Source organism: Dyella sp. Tek66A03, from assembly GCF_052567735.1.
The window spans coordinates 4,169,330-4,186,432 of the sequence record NZ_CP199584.1 but is presented as its reverse complement, the minus strand read 5'-3'; the positions used below and the strand labels follow the sequence as shown (position 1 = coordinate 4,186,432).

Here is a 17,103-nt window from a genome sequence, read left to right as displayed (position 1 = left end):
GTCAGAGCGCACCGCTCCGCCGGGTTTTGGGAGATCGTCTAACGGTAGGACAACGGACTCTGACTCCGTTTATCTAGGTTCGAATCCTAGTCTCCCAGCCAAAATAAAAGGCCCGCCTATATGGCGGGCCTTTTATTTTGCCTGGGACACAGGAGACGAACCTACGTTCGACAAATTTGCCGGGAGCTTGTTGGATAGCGCGCAGCGCTGGCCCCCGCGCAGCGGGGGTGAGCCCCAGGGATGGGGCGAACAATCCGAGTCCCGCACGTGGAGAAGACTTGTCCTGAGAGCGAGCTTTTTTGTCGCTCCTTTGGACAGAGTGCAGATAAAGAGGGTTGAGGTCTCATGAAACAAAAAAGCCTCCCGCGAAACCGGGAGGCTCTTTTGTTTGGCTTCCTCTCCCCTCCAGACAACCCAAAAGTAGTCCCTGTGGGAGAGCGGAGCGCGGTGAGAGGCCGGGCACTAGTGAGCGCCTTTCAAAAACGCAGGCTCTGAACCAATGCCGTCGCAAGATTGGCCCCTCACCCCAGCCCTCTCCCCGGAGGGGAGAGGGAGTAGAGCATCACATCACCTTGTCACCCACCAGCACCACGTCCGCCGGACGACGGGCGAACAGGCCTACTGCGACGATGCCCGGGATCTGGTTGAGGTCGCTTTCCAGCGCCACCGGATCGACGATCTGCCAGCCATGCACGTCGATGATCCAGTTGCCGTTGTCGGTGACCACGCCATCGCGCCACACCGGCTGGCCACCACGCTTGACGATCTCGCGGCCGATCAGGCTGCGCGCCATCGGAATCACTTCGACCGGCAGCGGGAACTTGCCCAGCAGGTTCACCTGCTTGCTCGAATCGATGATGCAGATGAACTTCGCGCTTGCCTCAGCGACGATCTTCTCGCGCGTCAGCGCGGCACCGCCGCCCTTGATCAGGCGCTTGTGCGTATCGCACTCGTCTGCGCCATCCACGTATAGGCTTAGCGGGCCGGTGGCGTTGAGGTCGAGCACCGGGATGCCGAGGCGTTTGAGGTGCGCGGTGGACTGTTCCGAGCTCGACACGGCCCCCTGGATGCGGTCTTTCAGATCGGCCAGGGCGTCAATGAAATAGGCGACGGTGGAGCCGGTGCCGACGCCGACAATGGCGCCGTCCTCGACGTAGCGGATGGCGGCTTCGCCGGCCTGGCGTTTCTCGTTGGCGTTGCTCATGTCATGCGTCCCGATGTGTGAGAGTTATTCCATGCCCAGGATGTGCTGCCATTCGGCGGCTTCCACGGGCATCACGGAGAGACGGTTGCCCTTGCGCACCAGCGCCATCTCGGCCAAGGCCGGTTCCGACTGCAGTTCCTTCAGTGGGATGGTGCGCTTGAGCTTCTTCACGAACTTCACGTCCACCAGTATCCAGCGCGGTTTGTCGCGCGAGCTGGCCGCATCGAAGTACTTGCTCTTGGGGTCGAACTGGCTGGGGTCGGGGTAGGCGTCGGTGGCCACTTCGGCGACACCGACAATGCCCGGCTCGGCGCAATTGGAGTGATAGAAGAAGACCTTGTCACCCACGTTCATGCCGTCGCGCATGAAGTTGCGCGCCTGGTAATTGCGCACGCCGTCCCAGGCCTCGTGACCCTTGCGTTTCAGGTCATCGATGGAAAACGCATCCGGTTCGGATTTCATCAGCCAGTAATGCGTCTTGGCGGTCATGCGTGGGCTTCTCCATCCTCGCCGGCGGCGTGGCAATCAATCAGTTCGAGGTCGGTGGCAATGTAATCGAGCGGCACGTCCCATGCCTCGGCATCGATCTGCGGCAGTTCCTGGAACGCGTATCCGATGCCGACCAGCAGCGGCTCGGTGGGGCGGACCTGTTCGCGCAGGAAGGCAAAGCCGCGGTCGTAATAGCCGCCACCGGTACCCAGGCGGTTGCCCTGGCGATCGAACGCCAGCAAGGGCAGCAGCACCAGATCGAGCTGGAACGGTTCCAGCAGCTCCTTCGGCTCGACCGGTTCAGGAATGCCGTAGCGATTGGGCTGGACATCGTCGCCGACCTGCCAGGCGGCGAAGCGCAGGCGATGCTTGGGGCCGATCACCGGCAGCAGGAACTGCTGGCCGCGGGTGGCCAGCGGTGGAATGACCAGATTGAGCGGCAGCTCGCCATGGCTGGCCCAGTAGCCGGCCACGCGCGCATCGGTGAGGTATTCAGGCAACTGTTCCAGGCTGCGCCGCAGCCCCTGGGCGGCGGCGATACGTTGCGCCGGCTTGAGCGCACGGCGCTGTTCGGCCAGCTGATGGCGTAGTTCGCGTCGCTGGGCGGTGGCGTCCACGTTCGCGTCTCCTGCAAAGCGAGCCCGCGAACCTGCAGCGAGCGGCCCTGGACCGTACGGCGCCAGACGGCGCCGTACGGGTGGGGAATAAGGTGGCGTTAACCGCGATGCCGCTGCCCACCGAACGACCTTGATCCACGATGGATCAGGTGGGAGGGCTTACAAGGTCTCGAGGCTTTCCGCACGCGGCGGACATGCACAACAACCAATGAAAAACCGACCCGGGGCCGTATTTAGGAACAAGGCAAATGTAAGAGTGTGCTGGCGCACACCGCAGAAAACGCCGAGGTCTATTTTAGTTGGGTGTCGAGGGCAGCTTCAAGCTTGCGTCGCAAAGCAGCCAGACCCTCAGTCACGCCCTGGTCACTGCCAGTGTGGGTTTTTTTCAGCGCGAGGAACTCGTGTGTCACGCTGATGGCGGCCAAGACGGCCAGGCGATCGAAGCCCGGCGCCTTCGCGTTGGCACGCAACTCGCGCATCTTGCGATCGAGATAGGCCGCCGATTCCAGCAACCCCTCGCGCTCTTCCGGCGAGCAGGCGATCAGGAATTCGCGATCCACCAGTCGCAGCGCGACCGGTTCGTTGGTGTTATTGGTCACGCTGCTCTCAGCCATTGTTCTCAAGCGCCTTCAGTCGCTGAATCATCGCTTCGACACGGCTGCGCGCCTGTTCGTTGCGCGCCATCAGGCCTGCGCGTTCGTTCGCCAACTGTTCCTGGCTATGACGCAAGCTGCGGTTTTCCTCGTTGAGCCGACGCACGACATCGAGCAGGCGATCGAGCTGCTCGCCTATGGCAGCAAGCTCTTGCTTGACGGGATCTGGCTTGACGGATTCGGGCGCGCTCATGGGCCGAAACTATAGCAGGAGGCCTACCGAAAACAGCAGGCTGCGTACGGTTTCGTGAGGGGTTGCCTTAAACTGCCGGCTTGCCCAGAAAGGAGTGGCGCCATGAGCGCAAATGAGCCGATTGGCTACGACGAACTGGACGATGCCGTCGTCCGCATGCAGCTGGGCACCGAGGCCAGCGACCTGCACGGTTCGCTATGCGGTTTCCTGGCTGGCGCCGGTCGCGTCGGCAAGCAATCGCTGATCGAAACCCTGCATCTGGACGCCGAGGGCTTTACGCCTTCCGTGCCGGCCCAGGCCGTGCTCGACCAGCTGGTCAAACAGACCGAGGCCGAGCTGGCCGATCCCGAGCTGGGCTTCGAGCCGCTGTTGCCGGCCGATGATCGCCCGCTGGCGGATCGCGCAGAGGCGCTGGTCGACTGGTGCCGCGGCTTCCTGGGCGGATTCGGCCTGGCCGGTGCCGAAGCGCACGGCAAGCTGTCGGATGAGGCGCAGGAAATCCTGCGCGACCTGGGCACGATTGCTGCCTCGTCGTTCGACTTCGGCGAAGAAGGTGAGGACGAGGACGCGCTGATCGAGGTGCATGAATTCGTCAGAGTTGGCGCCATGCTGCTGTTCGCCGAATGCGCCGGCCGCAACAAGCCTGGCAGCGAAACCGTGCATTGAACATCTCGGCCGAGGAATTCGTTCGTCGTCGTCGCCAGCTGATGCGTATGGCTGGCGAGGATGCGGTGTTGCTGGTCGCTGCCGCACCCGAACGCGTACGCAATGCGGACGCCAATTGGCCATACCGGCAGGATTCGGACCTGCACTATCTGTGCGGTTTTCCCGAGCCCGCCGCGGTCCTAGCCTTGCTGCCCGGCCGCAAGCACGGCGAGGCCGTGTTGTTCTGCCGCGAACGCGACGAGGAACACGAGCGCTGGCACGGCGAGTCGATCGGTACCGATCGCGCCGTCAGCGAGCACGGCATGGACGATGCGTTTCCGATCGACGATATCGACGACATCCTTCCCGGCATGATCGAGGGTCGGGCCCGCGTCTACTGTCATTTCGGGCGCGAGCCGGAATTCGATGCACAGCTGCTGGGCTGGATGCGACGCCTGCGCCAGTTGCGCGGGGGTGGCGTGGTGCCCAAGGAATTCGTGGCGCTCGGGCATCTGCTGCACGACCTGCGCCTGTACAAGTCGCGTGGCGAACTGAAGCTGATGCGCAGCGCCGCCTCGATTGCCGCCGACGCGCACCTGGCCGCCATGCGCGCCGCCGTCGCCGGCCGGCAGGAATACGAGGTGGAGGCAGAAATCTTGCGCGTGTTGCGCAGTCGCGGCGCGGTGCCGGCGTTCCCGCCCATCGTGGCCGGCGGCGTCAACGCCTGCGTGATGCACTACACCGCCAATCGAGCGTCGTTGCGCGATGGCGATCTGCTGCTGGTGGACGCGGGTGCGGAGGTGGATTGCTATGCGTCCGATATCTCACGCACGTTTCCGATCAACGGTCGCTACAGCCGAGAACAGCGTGCGCTTTACGAAGTGGTGTTGGCGGCCCAGCTCGCGGCTATCGACGAAGTGCGGCCGGGGCGACCGTTCAGTGCCGCCCATGAAGTAGCCGTGCGTGTGATCGCGGAAGGCCTATGCGCGCTGGGGCTGCTCAAGGGCGACGCGGATAGTGTCATCGCCGAAGGCAGCTACAAGCGTTTCTTCCCCGCCAAGACCGGCCATTGGCTGGGTCTGGACGTCCACGACGTGGGCGACTACCGGGTGGACGGCGAGCCGCGCCTGCTCGAGCCCGGCATGGTAGTCACGGTGGAACCCGGCATCTATGTGCCGCCGGGCGATGCCAGCGTGGCCGAGCGCTGGCGCGGTATCGGCATTCGTATCGAAGATGACGTGGCGGTCACGCGTGACGGCAATGAAGTCCTTACCGCGGGTGTACCGAAGGACGCCGAAGACATCGAAGCCATGCTCGCGTCACGCTGAGCAGGGCTGTCATTGAAGTCAGCGACGCGTATCGCGAAGGCGCGCTTCCTCGCGGCGATTCGCTTCGTCGGTCGCACGCACCTCGTACCACATGGCGTTAAGTATCGCGAACGCACAGGCGAGGCCGAGGCCAAGGATCCAGGTGAAATACCACATGGCGTTGTTCCCTTATCAGTAGGTGTGGCCGGACTCGCGGATGTGTTCCAAGGTCACGCGGCCGCGCAAGACGTGGAACACCCAGCTGGTGTACGCAATGATGATCGGCATGAAGACGACGGCGGCGCCCAGCATCAGCTCCAGCGTGCCGCGGCTGGAGGATGCGTCCCAGACGGTGAGGCTGGAACGCGGATCGAGGCTCGACGGCAGCAGGAACGGAAACAGCGCAAAACCCGCCGACAGGATGGTGCCGGCCACCATCACGCTGCTGCACAGGAAGGCGCCGAGCCCGCGCCTTGCCACGCTGAGCTGTACGCCGACCGCGCCGAGCAGGCCGAGCACGGGCGCTGCCCAGAACCACGGATATTGCATATAGCTGGCGAACCAGCTGCTGCCTCGTGCCACGTCCTTGTACAGCGGGTTGGAAGGGCCCTCCGTCACGACCGGGCCCACGATGGCGTAACCGGCCACGCCGTAGGCGAGCCAAATGCCAGCCAGGACGTAGAACACGGTATAGGCCAAGGTCGTCCAGCGCGCTACGCGCGCGGCGCGTTCGGCGATGACGTGGTCAGCCTTGTACGCGGCCCAGCAGGCGCCGTGGGCAAGCAGCATGCTCAGCGACACCAGGCCGGCCACCAGGGCGAACGGATGCAGCAGCTCGAAGAAACTGCCGTGCCAGGTCATGCGCAGATTGCCGTCGAACTGGAACGGCACGCCCAGGAACAGGTTGCCGAACGCCACGCCGGAAATCAGCATCACCACCACGCCGGACAACACCAAGACCCAGTCCCATACGTCGCGCCAACGCGGGTCATGGACCTTGCCGCGGAAGTTGAAGCCCACCGGCCGCATGATGAAAGCCAGCAACACCAGGAATATCGCCAGGTACATGCCGGAGAACGAAACGGCGTAGAGCATCGGCCAAGCGGCGAAGGCCGCGCCGCCGCCCAGGATGAACCACACCTGGTTGCCCTCCCAGGTCGGCTCGATGGTTTCCAGCAGCACCAGGCGTTCTTCCTCGGTGCGGCTCAGTACGCGCAATAGCGCCGCGATACCGAAGTCGAAGCCGTCCATGATCGCGAAGCCGATCAGCAGGATGCCGAGCAAGGCCCACCAGATCACGCGTAGCGTTTCGTAGTCGAACATGGCGTTCTCCTCAGGCCTGCGCCGCGATGGTGGTAGCGGCCGGAGCCGGGGAGGGTTGGCCGGGCGGCCACAAGCCGAGCCCATCCGGACCCTTGCGAGCGAACTTGACCATCAACACAACGTCGATCACGGCCAGTGCGGTATAGAACAGCACGAAGCCGCCCAGCGAGGTCCACACCTGGCCTGTCGTCACGCTGGAGACGCCCAGCGCCGTCGGCAAGACGCCTTCGATGGACCAGGGCTGGCGACCGTACTCGGCGACGATCCAGCCCAGTTCGGCGGCCAGCCACGGCAGCGGCAGGCTGCAAAGCGCGAGGCGCAGATACCAGCGGTCCTTGTCCAGCTGGCGCTTGCTGGCCTTCCAGAAGGAGAAGGCGAACAGGGCGATGAAGTAGAAGCCGCAGGCGACCATGACGCGAAACGCCCAGAACAGTACCGGCACATTGGGAATCGTGCTGTCGGCAGCCCGCTGGACATCCTCCGGCGTGGCCTTGCGTGGATCGTCGATGTAGCGCTTGAGCAGCAGCGCGTAGCCCAGATCCTTGTCATGCGCAGCGAGTATGGCCTTGGCCTGGGCGTTGTTGCGGTCCTCGCGCAATACCAGCATCGCGTCATAGGCGACGATGCCCTGGTCGATCCGGCTCTTGGCGTCGTCCACCAGGTCGTGGATGCCGGGAATCGGTTCGTCGATCGAGTGCGTGCCGATCAGGCCCATCACCCACGGAATGCGCAGGGCGAAGTGCGTGGTGCGATTCTCGATGTCGGGGATACCGAACAGGGTGAAGGACGCAGGTGCGGGTTCGGTTTCCCACATCGCTTCGATCGCGGCCATCTTCATCTTCTGGTTTTGCGAGACGGCGTATCCCGACACGTCACCCAGCACCACGACCGAGAGCGAAGCAGCAAGCCCGAAGCTGGCCGCCACCGTCATCGAGCGCTTGGCGAAATCCACATTGCGTCCGCGCAGCAAATACCAGGCGCTGATCGACAGCACAAACATCGAGCCCAGCACGTAACCGGCGCTCACCGTGTGGACGAACTTCGCCTGTGCCACCGGGTTGAAGAACACCTCGCTGAAGGAGGTGACTTCCATGCGCATCGTCTCGGGGTTGAAGGCCGAGCCTACCGGGTTCTGCATCCAGCCGTTGGCTATGAGTATCCACAACGCCGACAGGCTGGTGGCCAAGGCAAGAAACCACGTCACCAGCAAGTGGGTGACGCGCGAAACGCGGTTCCAGCCCACGAAGAACAAGCCGACCAGCGTAGCCTCGAGGAAGAACGCCATCAGTCCTTCGATGGCCAGCGGTGTACCAAACACATCGCCTACGTAGTGAGCGTAGTAGGCCCAGTTCATGCCGAACTGGAATTCCATGGTGACGCCGGTGGCAACACCCATGGCGAAGTTAATGCCAAACAGGATGCCCCAGAACTGGGTCATGCGTTTCCATACTTCACGCCCGGTCATCACATAGACGCTCTCCATGATGGCGAGCATCCAGACCAGACCCAGGGTGAGCGGTACGAACAGGAAGTGATAGAGCGCGGTCAACGCAAACTGCATGCGTGAGAGCGAGACGACATCGGCGTCGATGATCATGGTTTGTCTGCGCGTGGGGTGGATGCTGCGGATGCCGGTGCGAGCAGACGCTCGATGGCGGCGGGGCGAGTGTCGGGTCGCGCATAAGGCGTCATTGCGACCCACCAGATCAGCGAGAGCAGGATGATCTTGGCGATCACCAGGAGAATTAACTCACGTGCCAGTCGGCGTAACGGACGACGCTGCAAGGCGGCGGTGGCCGGATCGGGTGCAACCGAATCGGCTGATTGCATAGACATGCCCAAAGCCCCTTGGTTACCTGGGCCGAGCATACGCAAAGGATGTGAAGGTGTCGTGCGGAGGGATGTCGCAGCGGCGGATGGCCGCAGGACGAGACGCCGCGGCGACCTGGTCGCCGGGATGAGGTGATCGCAATGGAAGGGCGATGATCGACTGCGCGAAAACCGCGAAATGCCCCCGGCGATCTGGCCGATCGCGGGGTGTCACCTGTCAGAGCAGGGCGAAGGCATCTCGGGTCAGGTTTTCGGGTGCGCCGTCGGTGCACACCACGTCGTCCTCGATACGGATGCCACCGTACTGACGGAAGCGCTCTACCTTTGCCCAATCGATGTCGCTGGCCACCGGCTTGGCGCGCAGTTCGTTCAGCAGCATGTCGATGAAATACAGGCCAGGCTCGATGGTGACCACCATGCCCGGTTCCAGGTCGCGGGTCATGCGCAGATAAGGATGGCCTGCCGGGCGCGCAATCGTGCCGCCCATCTCGTTGTGCTGGAAGCCGGCCACATCGTGCACCTGCAGGCCGATCGGATGGCCCAGCCCATGCGGGAAGAACGCCGATGTGACACCCGACGCGACCGCGCTTTCGGCGCTCATGCGAATGAATCCGTGCTCACGCAGCACATTGGCGAGCACGTGGTGCGCGTGGATATGCAGGTCCGGATAGCCCTGCTTGGCGCGCACCCTGGCGACGAAGCCCTGTTGCGCAGCCTCAACGCTATCAATCAGCGCCTGGAACTCGGTATGGCCATACGCGGCATAGGTGCGCGTGATGTCGCTCGCATAGCCGGCGGCGCTGGCGCCCGCATCGATCAGGAACGAGCGGCTCTGCGGCGGCGCCACGCGATCGAAGTGGGTGTAATGGAGCACCGCGCCATGCTCGTTGAGGCCGACGATGCTGGCATACGGCAGTTCGGCATCGATCTGCCTTGCCGCGGCGAGGTACGCCAGGTGGATGCCGAACTCACTTTCGCCCGCGCGGAACGCCTGCTCGGCAGCCTGGTGTGCACGCGTGCCAGTACGGCTGGCTTCGCGCATCAGTTCCAGCTCATAAGGCGTCTTGTACGAACGATGCCAATGCAGGTAACTCAGCACGCATTGGGGGTTGTTCGCCTCGGCACCCGGTACGGCAGGGCATTCCGGCCCGATGATGGCGCGACGGGCATCGACGCCAGGCAGCTGCGCGACGGCGTCGGTCGCGTCGCGCACGATGACGATGTCGAAATGCTCCACCCAGTATCCGTGCGGCGCATCCGGCACCACGTGCCAGTAGTCGCGCGGCTGCAGGAAGATCAGCTTGGGCTTGTGGCCCGGGGTATAGACGATCCAGCTGCCCGGCGCGTCGGTGAGCGGCAACCAGTGGCGAAAATGCGGATTGGCGACGAACGGATAGTCCTGATCGTCCAGAAATTTGCGCAGCGGTGTACTCGCAGCGATTACCAGGTGATCGTACCCGCCCAGCACAAGCGCCTTGTCCGCACGGGCGCGCAGCGTGGCCAGATGCTGGGAGTAGAGCGGGGCGAGGCGATCGTGCATGGGAACTCCTGGTTTTGCCTGCGGCGCAAGCGACCGAGCAGGGTGGTGGTGCGGCACGCGCCGGTGTCGCGGGGATGCGCTACATGATGGCGCGGTGGGGGCTGGCGTGCCAGTCGCTGGCGGTTTCGTCTTTCTCGTGGCTAGAGCCTAAGCAAGATCCAACGGCGTGCGGTCTTTTAGGCAGGAGCGCACCCTGTGCGCGACAAAGCGGCAGGACTGCCGCTTTGCTGCCCGCAGGGCGAGGGCCAAGGATGGCCCGAGTGAAAAGCCAACGGAGCGGCAACGACGTGATCGCGCACAGGGTGCGCCCCTACATTTGACATGTGGCAGCCCGGGGACGTGCCCAGCCATGAAGGACCATTGGGATGATGGGCGGGATGCGAAACTTCAACTCTGCCCCGGCAACTCCAACCAGGCACCCAACAAAGCCGCGTCAGAGTCCCCGATGGCCACGATGCGATAGCCCGCCCAAACCTGGCCCGGGCTGGCAGCCTCTTCCTGCCACTGCTCCTGGATGCCCACTTCGATGGTCTGCGGCGAACTGCCGAGGCCGGGCAGGGTAAGGCTGACCTGATAGATCGCCTCGCTGCGTGGCGGATGCGCGCTGATCAACAGCATGCCGTTCGCCGACAGGTTGCCCAGATGTCCGATCGATTGGCCACTGATAACGTCGGTGACCAGGGCGGTGAAATTGGCGCGCTTGCGCAGCGCCCGGCGCTGGTCGATGGAAGTGATGTTCTCGCTCACGTCGCTCATGCTCCCTCACGCTGCGGTCCGGCCGGTTTGGTCACCTGTCGCAAGTGGCTGGTCAGCGCCTGCCAGGCGCGATCCAGCAGGTTCTCGCGCACGGGCGCCATTTCGCGCGCGCGACCGCAGGCCATTTCATGGGCGAGGTGCTCCAGGCTCATTTCCTCACCGCGGATGCCGCGACGGGTCACGAACAGGCTGTTGCCGGATACCGGCGAGTACCAGGCCAGTTTGCGTTGGGTGACTTGTCCGTTGGAGGGGTCGATGAACTCGAACCAGCTGCCGAAAGGGAGCTGGCGCAGGCGGTTGTGGATGCGCTGTGTCTGCGGCTCCAGCGGGGCGACAGGACGCGCCGCGGGCTCGGGTGCGGGCGCTTCGGTGGTCGCGTGCTCGCCCAGTCGCTGGCGCTGTTTCAGCTTGAGCGCGAGCTCGGTCGTGGTGGTGGTTTCGCTGGTGACTGGCGTGTTCTGCGGGATGCCCAGCAGCCGCTGTGCTACCTGGACAGCTTCCTCGGCATGCATGCCGATCTGTTGCAGTCCGGATTCCACTTCCGCCTGCAGCAGGGGTCGGTCGGTGACGGCCTGTTGTCCCAGCAATTGATCGGTGATGCGCAGGCGCGTGGCAAACGCTTCGCTGTCTTCGCCATGACGCAGCAGGGTCAGGGCCAGCACATCGGACCAGGCCCGTTCCAACAAGGTGCGCAACAGGCCGCGTGGATTGCAGCGCTCGAACCGCTCGGACATCAATTCGGCGGCGCGATGGCGTGCCTGCTCCAGGCGCTCACGACCCTGCATGGCTTCCACCTGGCGACGCTCGGCGATCTGCGCCTTGCGGTTGAGCAGGCTCAGATGGTGCTCGATGTCGGCTATGAGGCTGGTGTACAGGCCGGTGCTGGGTGGCTCGCGGCGGGTGCGATCGACCAGCTGGGTGAGCTTGGCGGCGAGCGAGCGGTCGGCATCGGCTTCCGGGCCGTCCAGCCAATCGTTGGCCGCTTCGGCGACCATGCTCAGCAACTTGCGTGCGGGGTGTTCGCGCTGGTTGAAGAAGCCCTGGTCGGCTACGGCCATGCGCAGCAGCGGCAGCTGCAGATCACCCAACAGCGAGTGTGCGTTGCCGCCGCTTTGCATCTGCTGGCCGAGCTGCTCGAACAGCATCGACACCAGCTCCACCGTATCGCCCTGTTCGTCACTCAGGTGCATCTGGCTGGCGCCTGCCGGCCTGCCGGCATTGAGCTGGGTGAGCAGCTCCTCGCGCAGCGCCTTGGCGCTATGCAGCTCGCGGGTGGCGTGGTCGGTCACATCGGAGACATGCAACTGCAAGGCATCGAGGGCGAGTTGCAGCTCTTCCGGCGAGGCGGCGCGCGCGCCGGCCTGATAATTCAGTGCACCCTGGCCGGCGCGATGCTGCGCCAGCATCTCGCGGAGGTTGTCGAGCACTGCAATGCTGTCCGTGCGCCCTGCCGTTGCGGTCGGCGGGACCGTCGACGGTGCGGCTTGATTCCGTGCGGGGGTGCCGGATGCCTGCTCTGCGAACGGTGCGCGCTGCCGATCCAGCTGGACCCGCGGCGCGGTGGGGAACGCACGCAACTGCGGCAGGATGCCATCGCTGCGCAAGTGCTCGTTAACCGTCTCGTAGATGGACGGCAGCGACTGCACGACGGCGTTGTCAAAGCTCTGCAGCATCAACAGGCGGTGTTCGACGGGCAGATCCATGCAGGTGTTGGCGTCGCGGAACGCACATGACAGTGCTTGCGGACCCAGCGGCAGGACGTCGCCCTCCAAGGGGGGCTGGCCAACCAGGACCGCAAAGCGATAGCCCAGCTCGAACAGCAGGGTGCCGTTGCGCGCTTCGCCTCGAGCGACCATTTTGTTGAGGGCCACCGTCTGTTCGTGCTCGGTCTGGTCGAGCAGGGCCAACGGGCGACGCAGCGCATCGGAGTCTTCTTCCGTCACCGCGTGCGCGCCTAGCTTGCTGAAGCTGGTGCGCACGCCGTGCATGAAGCGCCGCTCCAGCGCGACGCGCTGCTGTTGCAATTGCTGGCGACTGAACAGGTGTTGCTGCTGCTCGAGATGGTTGCGCGAGCGTTCGGCCAGCCCATACAGGCGCTGTTCGATATCGCCAAGGCACAGCCGTAGCGGCGACTCCAGCCAGCTCGCGCACAGCGCGTGTGTTTCCTCGATCAGGCGTCGCGCACGCGGCGGCCAGCCCGCATTGTCAGGACGAGCGTCCTGATCGGCTGCAAACGGCTGACGTCGACCCTGCTGTTCGACATCCATGATTAACCCTGTTTCAGACTCCCCCCGGAGCCGGCAGTCTATGCTGGATGCAGCGCTGCCGCTATCGGCTGGACGGGCGATCTCTTAGAGACAGGTGCTCAGTCGAGGAAGGCGCCGATCACATCATTGAGAAATCGCTGGCCCAAAGCGGTCGTGCGCAGGAGGTCGGGGTCGTCGGTGAGCCAGCCACGCTGGCGGGCCGCGGCCAGGGCCGCGGCGATCCGCTCGGCCGGTAGGCCGGTGCGCTCGGCAAAGTCGGCCAGGGGTACGCCGTCGATCAGGCGCAGGGCATTGAGCATGTACTCGAACGGCAGCTCTGCGCCGGCCACCGGGGCATCACCGCCGATGCGTTCCTGGCCGCCCGGCGCCGCCAGATAGGCCTTGGGGTGGCGGGTCTTCCAGCGCCGGCGTACGGCACCCGCATCGGCATCGCTGAGCTTGCCGTGGGCGCCGGCGCCGATGCCCAGATAGTCGCCGAAACGCCAGTAGTTGAGGTTGTGCACGCAGCGGCGGCCGGGCTGCGCATAGGCGGATATCTCGTATTGGCTATAGCCAGCCTCGGCCAAATGCTGTTCGCAGGCTTCCTGCATGGCCCAGGCATGGTCGTCGTCCGGTAGCGGCGGCGGGTTCGCGGCGAACGCGGTGTTCGGTTCCAGGGTCAGCTGGTAGTGCGAGATATGCGTGGGCTGCAGCGCAATGGCCCGCGCGACGTCGTCCAGCGCACCTTGCTGCGCTTGCTGCGGCAGCGCATACATCAGGTCCAGGTTGATATTGGCGTAGCCGGCGTCCTGGGCGGACTTCACCGCGGCTTCCGCCTCGCTGGCGGAGTGGATGCGGCCCAGGCGGCGCAATTTGTCATCGTCGAAGCTCTGGATGCCGAACGAAAGGCGATTCACACCGGCAGCCAGATAGCCATCGAAACGGCCGTGTTCGACCGTGCCCGGGTTGGTTTCCAGGGTGATTTCGGCCTCGGCCGCCAGCGGCAGGCGCGAACGCACGCCATCGAGGAAGCGGTCGATCAGCTCCGGCGCGAACAGGCTGGGCGTACCGCCGCCGAAGAAGATGCTTTGCACCGGGCGGCCGAAGGCAGCCTCGCCAAAATCCCGCAGATCGGCATCGAGATCTGCCAGCAGGACATCCACGTAGGTGGCGTAGGGCGGTGGTTCGTTACGCAAGCCATGTGAGTTGAAGTCGCAATAGGGGCACTTCTTCACGCACCACGGCATGTGTACGTAGAGCGATAGCGGTGGCGCGATCATGGGCATGACATCACAGGTGCTGGGCGTTCAGACGCGCGCGCAGTTGGGCCAGTGCCTGGGCGCGGTGACTGAGACGGTTTTTCAGCGCTGGCGCCAGCTCGGCGGCGCTGATCTGCTGCCCTTCGGGCAAGAACAGCGGGTCATAGCCGAAACCATGGGTGCCGCGCTGCTCGGTCAAGACCTGGCCATACCAGCGTCCTTCGGCGATCAGTGGTGCCGGATCGTCGGCGTGCTGCAACAGCACCAGCACGCAGATGAAGAAGGCGCCACGTTGTTCGACCGGCAAGCCGTCGAGCTCGTGCAGCAGCTTGGCGTTGTTGGCTGCATTGTCGCCGTGGCTGCCGGCATAGCGCGCCGAATACAGCCCGGGCGCACCGCGCAAATGGTCGACGCAAAGTCCCGAATCGTCGGCCAGCGCTGGCAGACCACTGATGCGCGACGCATGGCGCGCCTTCAACAACGCATTCTCCACAAAGCTGAGACCGGTTTCTTCCGCGTCCTCGACATCGTACGCCGACTGCGCCACGAAGCTGCGCTCGCTGTCGGCGAGCAGGTCGTTGAACTCGGCCAGTTTGCCGGGGTTGCTGCTGGCTATAACGATGCGAGACATGTGTGGTTTCCCTGGTGGCTCAAGCCAGTTCCAGCGCGGCACGCTGGGCAGCGACGAGCTCGGCTATGCCTTTTTCGGCGAGGCCGAGCAAGGCGTCCATCTCATCGCGGCGGAACGCGTGGCCTTCGGCCGTACCCTGCACCTCGATAAAACCGCCGCCGTCGTTCATCACCACGTTCATGTCGGTGTCGCAGTTGGAGTCCTCGGCATAGTCGAGATCCAGCACCGGCACACCCTGGTAGATGCCTACCGACACCGCCGCCACGGCACCAAGCACCGGGTTGCGTCGAAGGTTCTCGCGCTTCATCAGCAGGCTGACCGCATCGACCAGGGCCACGTAGGCACCGGTAATGGCGGCGGTGCGAGTGCCGCCATCGGCCTGGATCACGTCGCAGTCGAGGGTGATGACGCGTTCGCCCAGGGCCTGGCGATCGACGCAGGCGCGCAGGCTGCGGCCGATCAGGCGCTGGATTTCCATGGTGCGGCCACCCTGGCCGCCGCGTGCGGCCTCGCGCTGCATGCGCGTGTTGGTGGCGCGGGGCAGCATGCCGTATTCGGCTGTGACCCAGCCTTCACCCTTGCCGCGCAGCCACGGTGGCACGCGGTCTTCGACGCTGGCGGTGCAAAGCACGCGGGTGTCGCCAAAACTGATCAATACCGAGCCTTCGGCGTGGCGCGTGAAGTGGCGTTCGATGGTGATGGTGCGCAGCTGGTCGCTGGCGCGACCGCTAGGGCGGCTTTGAGAGCTCATGGGGCGAATGGCCTGAAGGTGGGCAAGGCAGGGCGGGAGAGTTTACCATTGCCCCTTTCCAGACATCCGCAGGCCCTCAATGATCCGCAGCATGACGGCTTATGCCTCCGCCGAGGCGACCGGTACCGCCGGCACGCTCAGCTGCGAACTGCGCACGGTCAACCACCGTTATCTAGAGCTGAGCCCGCGCCTTCCCGACGAATTGCGCGTGTTCGAGTCGGCCTTGCGCGAGCGCATCGGTGCACGGCTTTCACGCGGCAAGGTGGATATCACCGTGCGCCTGCGTGGCGATGCCCGCGGTGAATCGCTGCAGGTCAATGCGGGTATGTTGGCGCGGTTGTCCGAGCTGGCGCTGGATATGGAAGCCCGCTTTCCGCGCATGAAGATCGAGTTCACCGAATTGCTGCGCTTCCCCGGTGTCATGCAGCAGGCCGAGGTGGACCCGGAAATGTTGCAGGGCGCCTTGCTCGGGGTGCTCGATCGCGCCCTCGAGGCCCTCACTGCCACGCGCGAACGCGAGGGCGCCAAGCTCGCCGAGCTGCTGAAAGATCGCCTCGACGCGATCGAGCGCATCGTGGCGGATGTGCGCACCTGGATGCCGCAGATCCGCGAAGGCCTGCGCGCACGGCTGGAATCTCGCCTGGCCGACATCAAACAGCCGGCCGACCCGGGCCGGCTCGAGCAGGAACTGGTGCTGCAGATCACGCGCACCGACGTGGACGAGGAGCTCGATCGCCTCAGCACCCATCTATCCGAAACGCGCCGCGTGCTCGGCATGCAGGAGCCGGTCGGTCGCCGCCTGGATTTCCTGATGCAGGAATTCAACCGCGAAGCGAACACGCTCGGCTCCAAGTCGGTCGATTCGCGCAGCACCAATGCCGCGGTTGAGCTGAAGGTGTTGATCGAACAGATGCGCGAGCAGGTGCAGAACATCGAATGAGCGCGAGCACCCCCACCCTGGCGGCCTCCGAAGGCACCTTGTTCGTGGTGGCCGCGCCATCGGGTGCGGGCAAATCCACCCTGGTCAATGCGCTGCTTGAGCGTGAGCCGTCGATTTCGCTGTCGATCTCGCACACCACGCGTCCGCCGCGTCCGGGCGAGTTGTACGGCCGGCATTACTACTTCGTCGAGCGCGAAACGTTCGAGCGTGAGGTTGCCGAAGGCATCTTTCTCGAGCACGCCGAAGTGCACGGCAACCTTTACGGCACCTCGCGCACGACCGTTGCCGAGCTGCTGGAACAGGGCCGTGACGTGCTGCTGGAGATCGATTGGCAGGGCGCGCGGCAGATCCGCCAGAGCAAGCCCGATTGCGTCAGCGTGTTTATCCTGCCGCCCTCGCGGGTGGAGCTGGAGCGCCGTTTGCGCGGCCGGGGTTCGGACAGTGCCGACGTCATTGCCCGCCGCCTGCACAACTCGCGCGAGGAGATCGCCCACGCGCACGAGTTCGACTATGTCATCGTCAATGATCGTTTCGAGGACGCCTTGGCGGACCTGCAGGCCATCGTGCACGCCATACGTCTACGCACCTCGCTGCAATGGCAGCGCTATGAAGGCCTGATCGCCGAGTTGCTCGCCGACGCCTGATCGAACGACACCCGCGGGTTGCCCTTCTTCGCGTTTCCAGGATGTTGATGGGAAGACGCAAGATACTGTTTTGTT

19 protein-coding genes, 1 tRNA gene and 1 other RNA gene are annotated in these 17,103 nt (G+C 64.5%); 5 read left to right on the top strand and 16 right to left on the bottom strand.

Annotation, left to right across the window (positions count from 1 at the left end; all coding sequences use genetic code 11):
* Positions 1-27: 27 nt before the first annotated feature.
* A tRNA-Gln gene (locus tag ACT01B_RS18710) sits at positions 28-101 on the top strand.
* A gap of 461 nt (positions 102-562) precedes the next feature.
* Here ACT01B_RS18710 and rpiA read toward each other — a convergent pair.
* The 6 genes from rpiA to ACT01B_RS18680 form a co-directional block, all read right to left on the bottom strand.
* Positions 563-1,204 carry a ribose-5-phosphate isomerase RpiA gene (gene rpiA, locus ACT01B_RS18705; protein WP_445144709.1) on the bottom strand — a complete coding sequence of 214 codons (642 nt, stop codon included), beginning with the start codon at positions 1,202-1,204 and terminating at the stop codon, positions 563-565.
* A 24-nt stretch (positions 1,205-1,228) separates the two neighbouring features.
* Positions 1,229-1,693 carry an EVE domain-containing protein gene (locus ACT01B_RS18700; protein ID WP_445144708.1) on the bottom strand — a complete coding sequence of 155 codons (465 nt, stop codon included), beginning with the start codon at positions 1,691-1,693 and terminating at the stop codon, positions 1,229-1,231.
* Positions 1,690-2,310 (bottom strand): 5-formyltetrahydrofolate cyclo-ligase, encoded by a 621-nt coding sequence (locus ACT01B_RS18695; RefSeq protein ID WP_445144707.1) that lies wholly within the window; start codon positions 2,308-2,310, stop codon positions 1,690-1,692. Before ACT01B_RS18695 ends, ACT01B_RS18700 begins: the two co-directional genes overlap by 4 nt.
* A 95-nt stretch (positions 2,311-2,405) precedes the next feature.
* A non-coding RNA gene (gene ssrS / locus ACT01B_RS18690) (6S RNA) lies at positions 2,406-2,593 on the bottom strand.
* A gap of 7 nt (positions 2,594-2,600) precedes the next feature.
* Positions 2,601-2,909, bottom strand: a complete 309-nt coding sequence (locus ACT01B_RS18685) for a cell division protein ZapA (RefSeq protein ID WP_445144706.1) — start codon at positions 2,907-2,909, stop codon at positions 2,601-2,603.
* A 7-nt stretch (positions 2,910-2,916) separates the two neighbouring features.
* Positions 2,917-3,156 (bottom strand): TIGR02449 family protein, encoded by a 240-nt coding sequence (locus tag ACT01B_RS18680; protein WP_445144705.1) that lies wholly within the window; start codon positions 3,154-3,156, stop codon positions 2,917-2,919.
* Between the two features lie 102 nt (positions 3,157-3,258).
* On the opposite strand from ACT01B_RS18680, the gene ACT01B_RS18675 reads away from it, so the two are divergent.
* Both ACT01B_RS18675 and ACT01B_RS18670 read left to right on the top strand, forming a co-directional pair.
* On the top strand, positions 3,259-3,822 hold the full coding sequence (locus ACT01B_RS18675; protein ID WP_445144704.1) for a UPF0149 family protein: 564 nt from the start codon (positions 3,259-3,261) through the stop codon (positions 3,820-3,822).
* A complete protein-coding gene (locus tag ACT01B_RS18670; RefSeq protein WP_445144703.1) occupies positions 3,780-5,129 on the top strand; it encodes an aminopeptidase P N-terminal domain-containing protein in 1,350 nt (449 codons plus the stop codon). Before ACT01B_RS18675 ends, ACT01B_RS18670 begins: the two co-directional genes overlap by 43 nt.
* An 18-nt stretch (positions 5,130-5,147) precedes the next feature.
* Here the strand turns inward: ACT01B_RS18670 and cydX are convergent, their stop codons facing one another.
* The 10 genes from cydX to rph form a co-directional block, all read right to left on the bottom strand.
* The gene (gene cydX, locus ACT01B_RS18665) at positions 5,148-5,285 is read right to left on the bottom strand and encodes a cytochrome bd-I oxidase subunit CydX (protein WP_445144702.1); all 138 of its coding nucleotides are present in this window, start codon (positions 5,283-5,285) and stop codon (positions 5,148-5,150) included.
* A 15-nt stretch (positions 5,286-5,300) separates the two neighbouring features.
* Positions 5,301-6,431, bottom strand: a complete 1,131-nt coding sequence (cydB, locus tag ACT01B_RS18660; protein ID WP_445144701.1) for a cytochrome d ubiquinol oxidase subunit II — start codon at positions 6,429-6,431, stop codon at positions 5,301-5,303.
* Between the two features lie 10 nt (positions 6,432-6,441).
* Positions 6,442-8,028, bottom strand: a complete 1,587-nt coding sequence (locus ACT01B_RS18655) for a cytochrome ubiquinol oxidase subunit I (protein WP_445144700.1) — start codon at positions 8,026-8,028, stop codon at positions 6,442-6,444.
* Complete coding sequence (cydP, locus tag ACT01B_RS18650; protein ID WP_445144699.1) at positions 8,025-8,267, bottom strand: cytochrome oxidase putative small subunit CydP; 243 nt, start codon at positions 8,265-8,267, stop codon at positions 8,025-8,027. Before cydP ends, ACT01B_RS18655 begins: the two co-directional genes overlap by 4 nt.
* 211 nt (positions 8,268-8,478) lie before the next feature.
* Positions 8,479-9,801, bottom strand: a complete 1,323-nt coding sequence (gene pepQ / locus ACT01B_RS18645; protein WP_445144698.1) for a Xaa-Pro dipeptidase — start codon at positions 9,799-9,801, stop codon at positions 8,479-8,481.
* A 387-nt stretch (positions 9,802-10,188) separates the two neighbouring features.
* Positions 10,189-10,557 carry a PilZ domain-containing protein gene (locus ACT01B_RS18640; protein WP_445144697.1) on the bottom strand — a complete coding sequence of 123 codons (369 nt, stop codon included), beginning with the start codon at positions 10,555-10,557 and terminating at the stop codon, positions 10,189-10,191.
* A complete protein-coding gene (locus tag ACT01B_RS18635) occupies positions 10,554-12,824 on the bottom strand; it encodes a DUF1631 family protein (RefSeq protein WP_445144696.1) in 2,271 nt (756 codons plus the stop codon). Before ACT01B_RS18635 ends, ACT01B_RS18640 begins: the two co-directional genes overlap by 4 nt.
* A gap of 98 nt (positions 12,825-12,922) precedes the next feature.
* Positions 12,923-14,089, bottom strand: a complete 1,167-nt coding sequence (hemW, locus tag ACT01B_RS18630; protein WP_445144695.1) for a radical SAM family heme chaperone HemW — start codon at positions 14,087-14,089, stop codon at positions 12,923-12,925.
* 4 nt (positions 14,090-14,093) lie between these two features.
* Positions 14,094-14,693 (bottom strand): RdgB/HAM1 family non-canonical purine NTP pyrophosphatase, encoded by a 600-nt coding sequence (gene rdgB, locus ACT01B_RS18625; protein WP_445144694.1) that lies wholly within the window; start codon positions 14,691-14,693, stop codon positions 14,094-14,096.
* A gap of 19 nt (positions 14,694-14,712) precedes the next feature.
* On the bottom strand, positions 14,713-15,444 hold the full coding sequence (gene rph / locus ACT01B_RS18620) for a ribonuclease PH (protein ID WP_445144693.1): 732 nt from the start codon (positions 15,442-15,444) through the stop codon (positions 14,713-14,715).
* Positions 15,445-15,523: 79 nt separating this feature from the next.
* On the opposite strand from rph, the gene ACT01B_RS18615 reads away from it, so the two are divergent.
* Both ACT01B_RS18615 and gmk read left to right on the top strand, forming a co-directional pair.
* Complete coding sequence (locus tag ACT01B_RS18615) at positions 15,524-16,384, top strand: YicC/YloC family endoribonuclease (RefSeq protein ID WP_445144692.1); 861 nt, start codon at positions 15,524-15,526, stop codon at positions 16,382-16,384.
* Complete coding sequence (gene gmk / locus ACT01B_RS18610) at positions 16,381-17,028, top strand: guanylate kinase (protein WP_445144691.1); 648 nt, start codon at positions 16,381-16,383, stop codon at positions 17,026-17,028. Before ACT01B_RS18615 ends, gmk begins: the two co-directional genes overlap by 4 nt.
* Positions 17,029-17,103 lie beyond the last annotated feature (75 nt).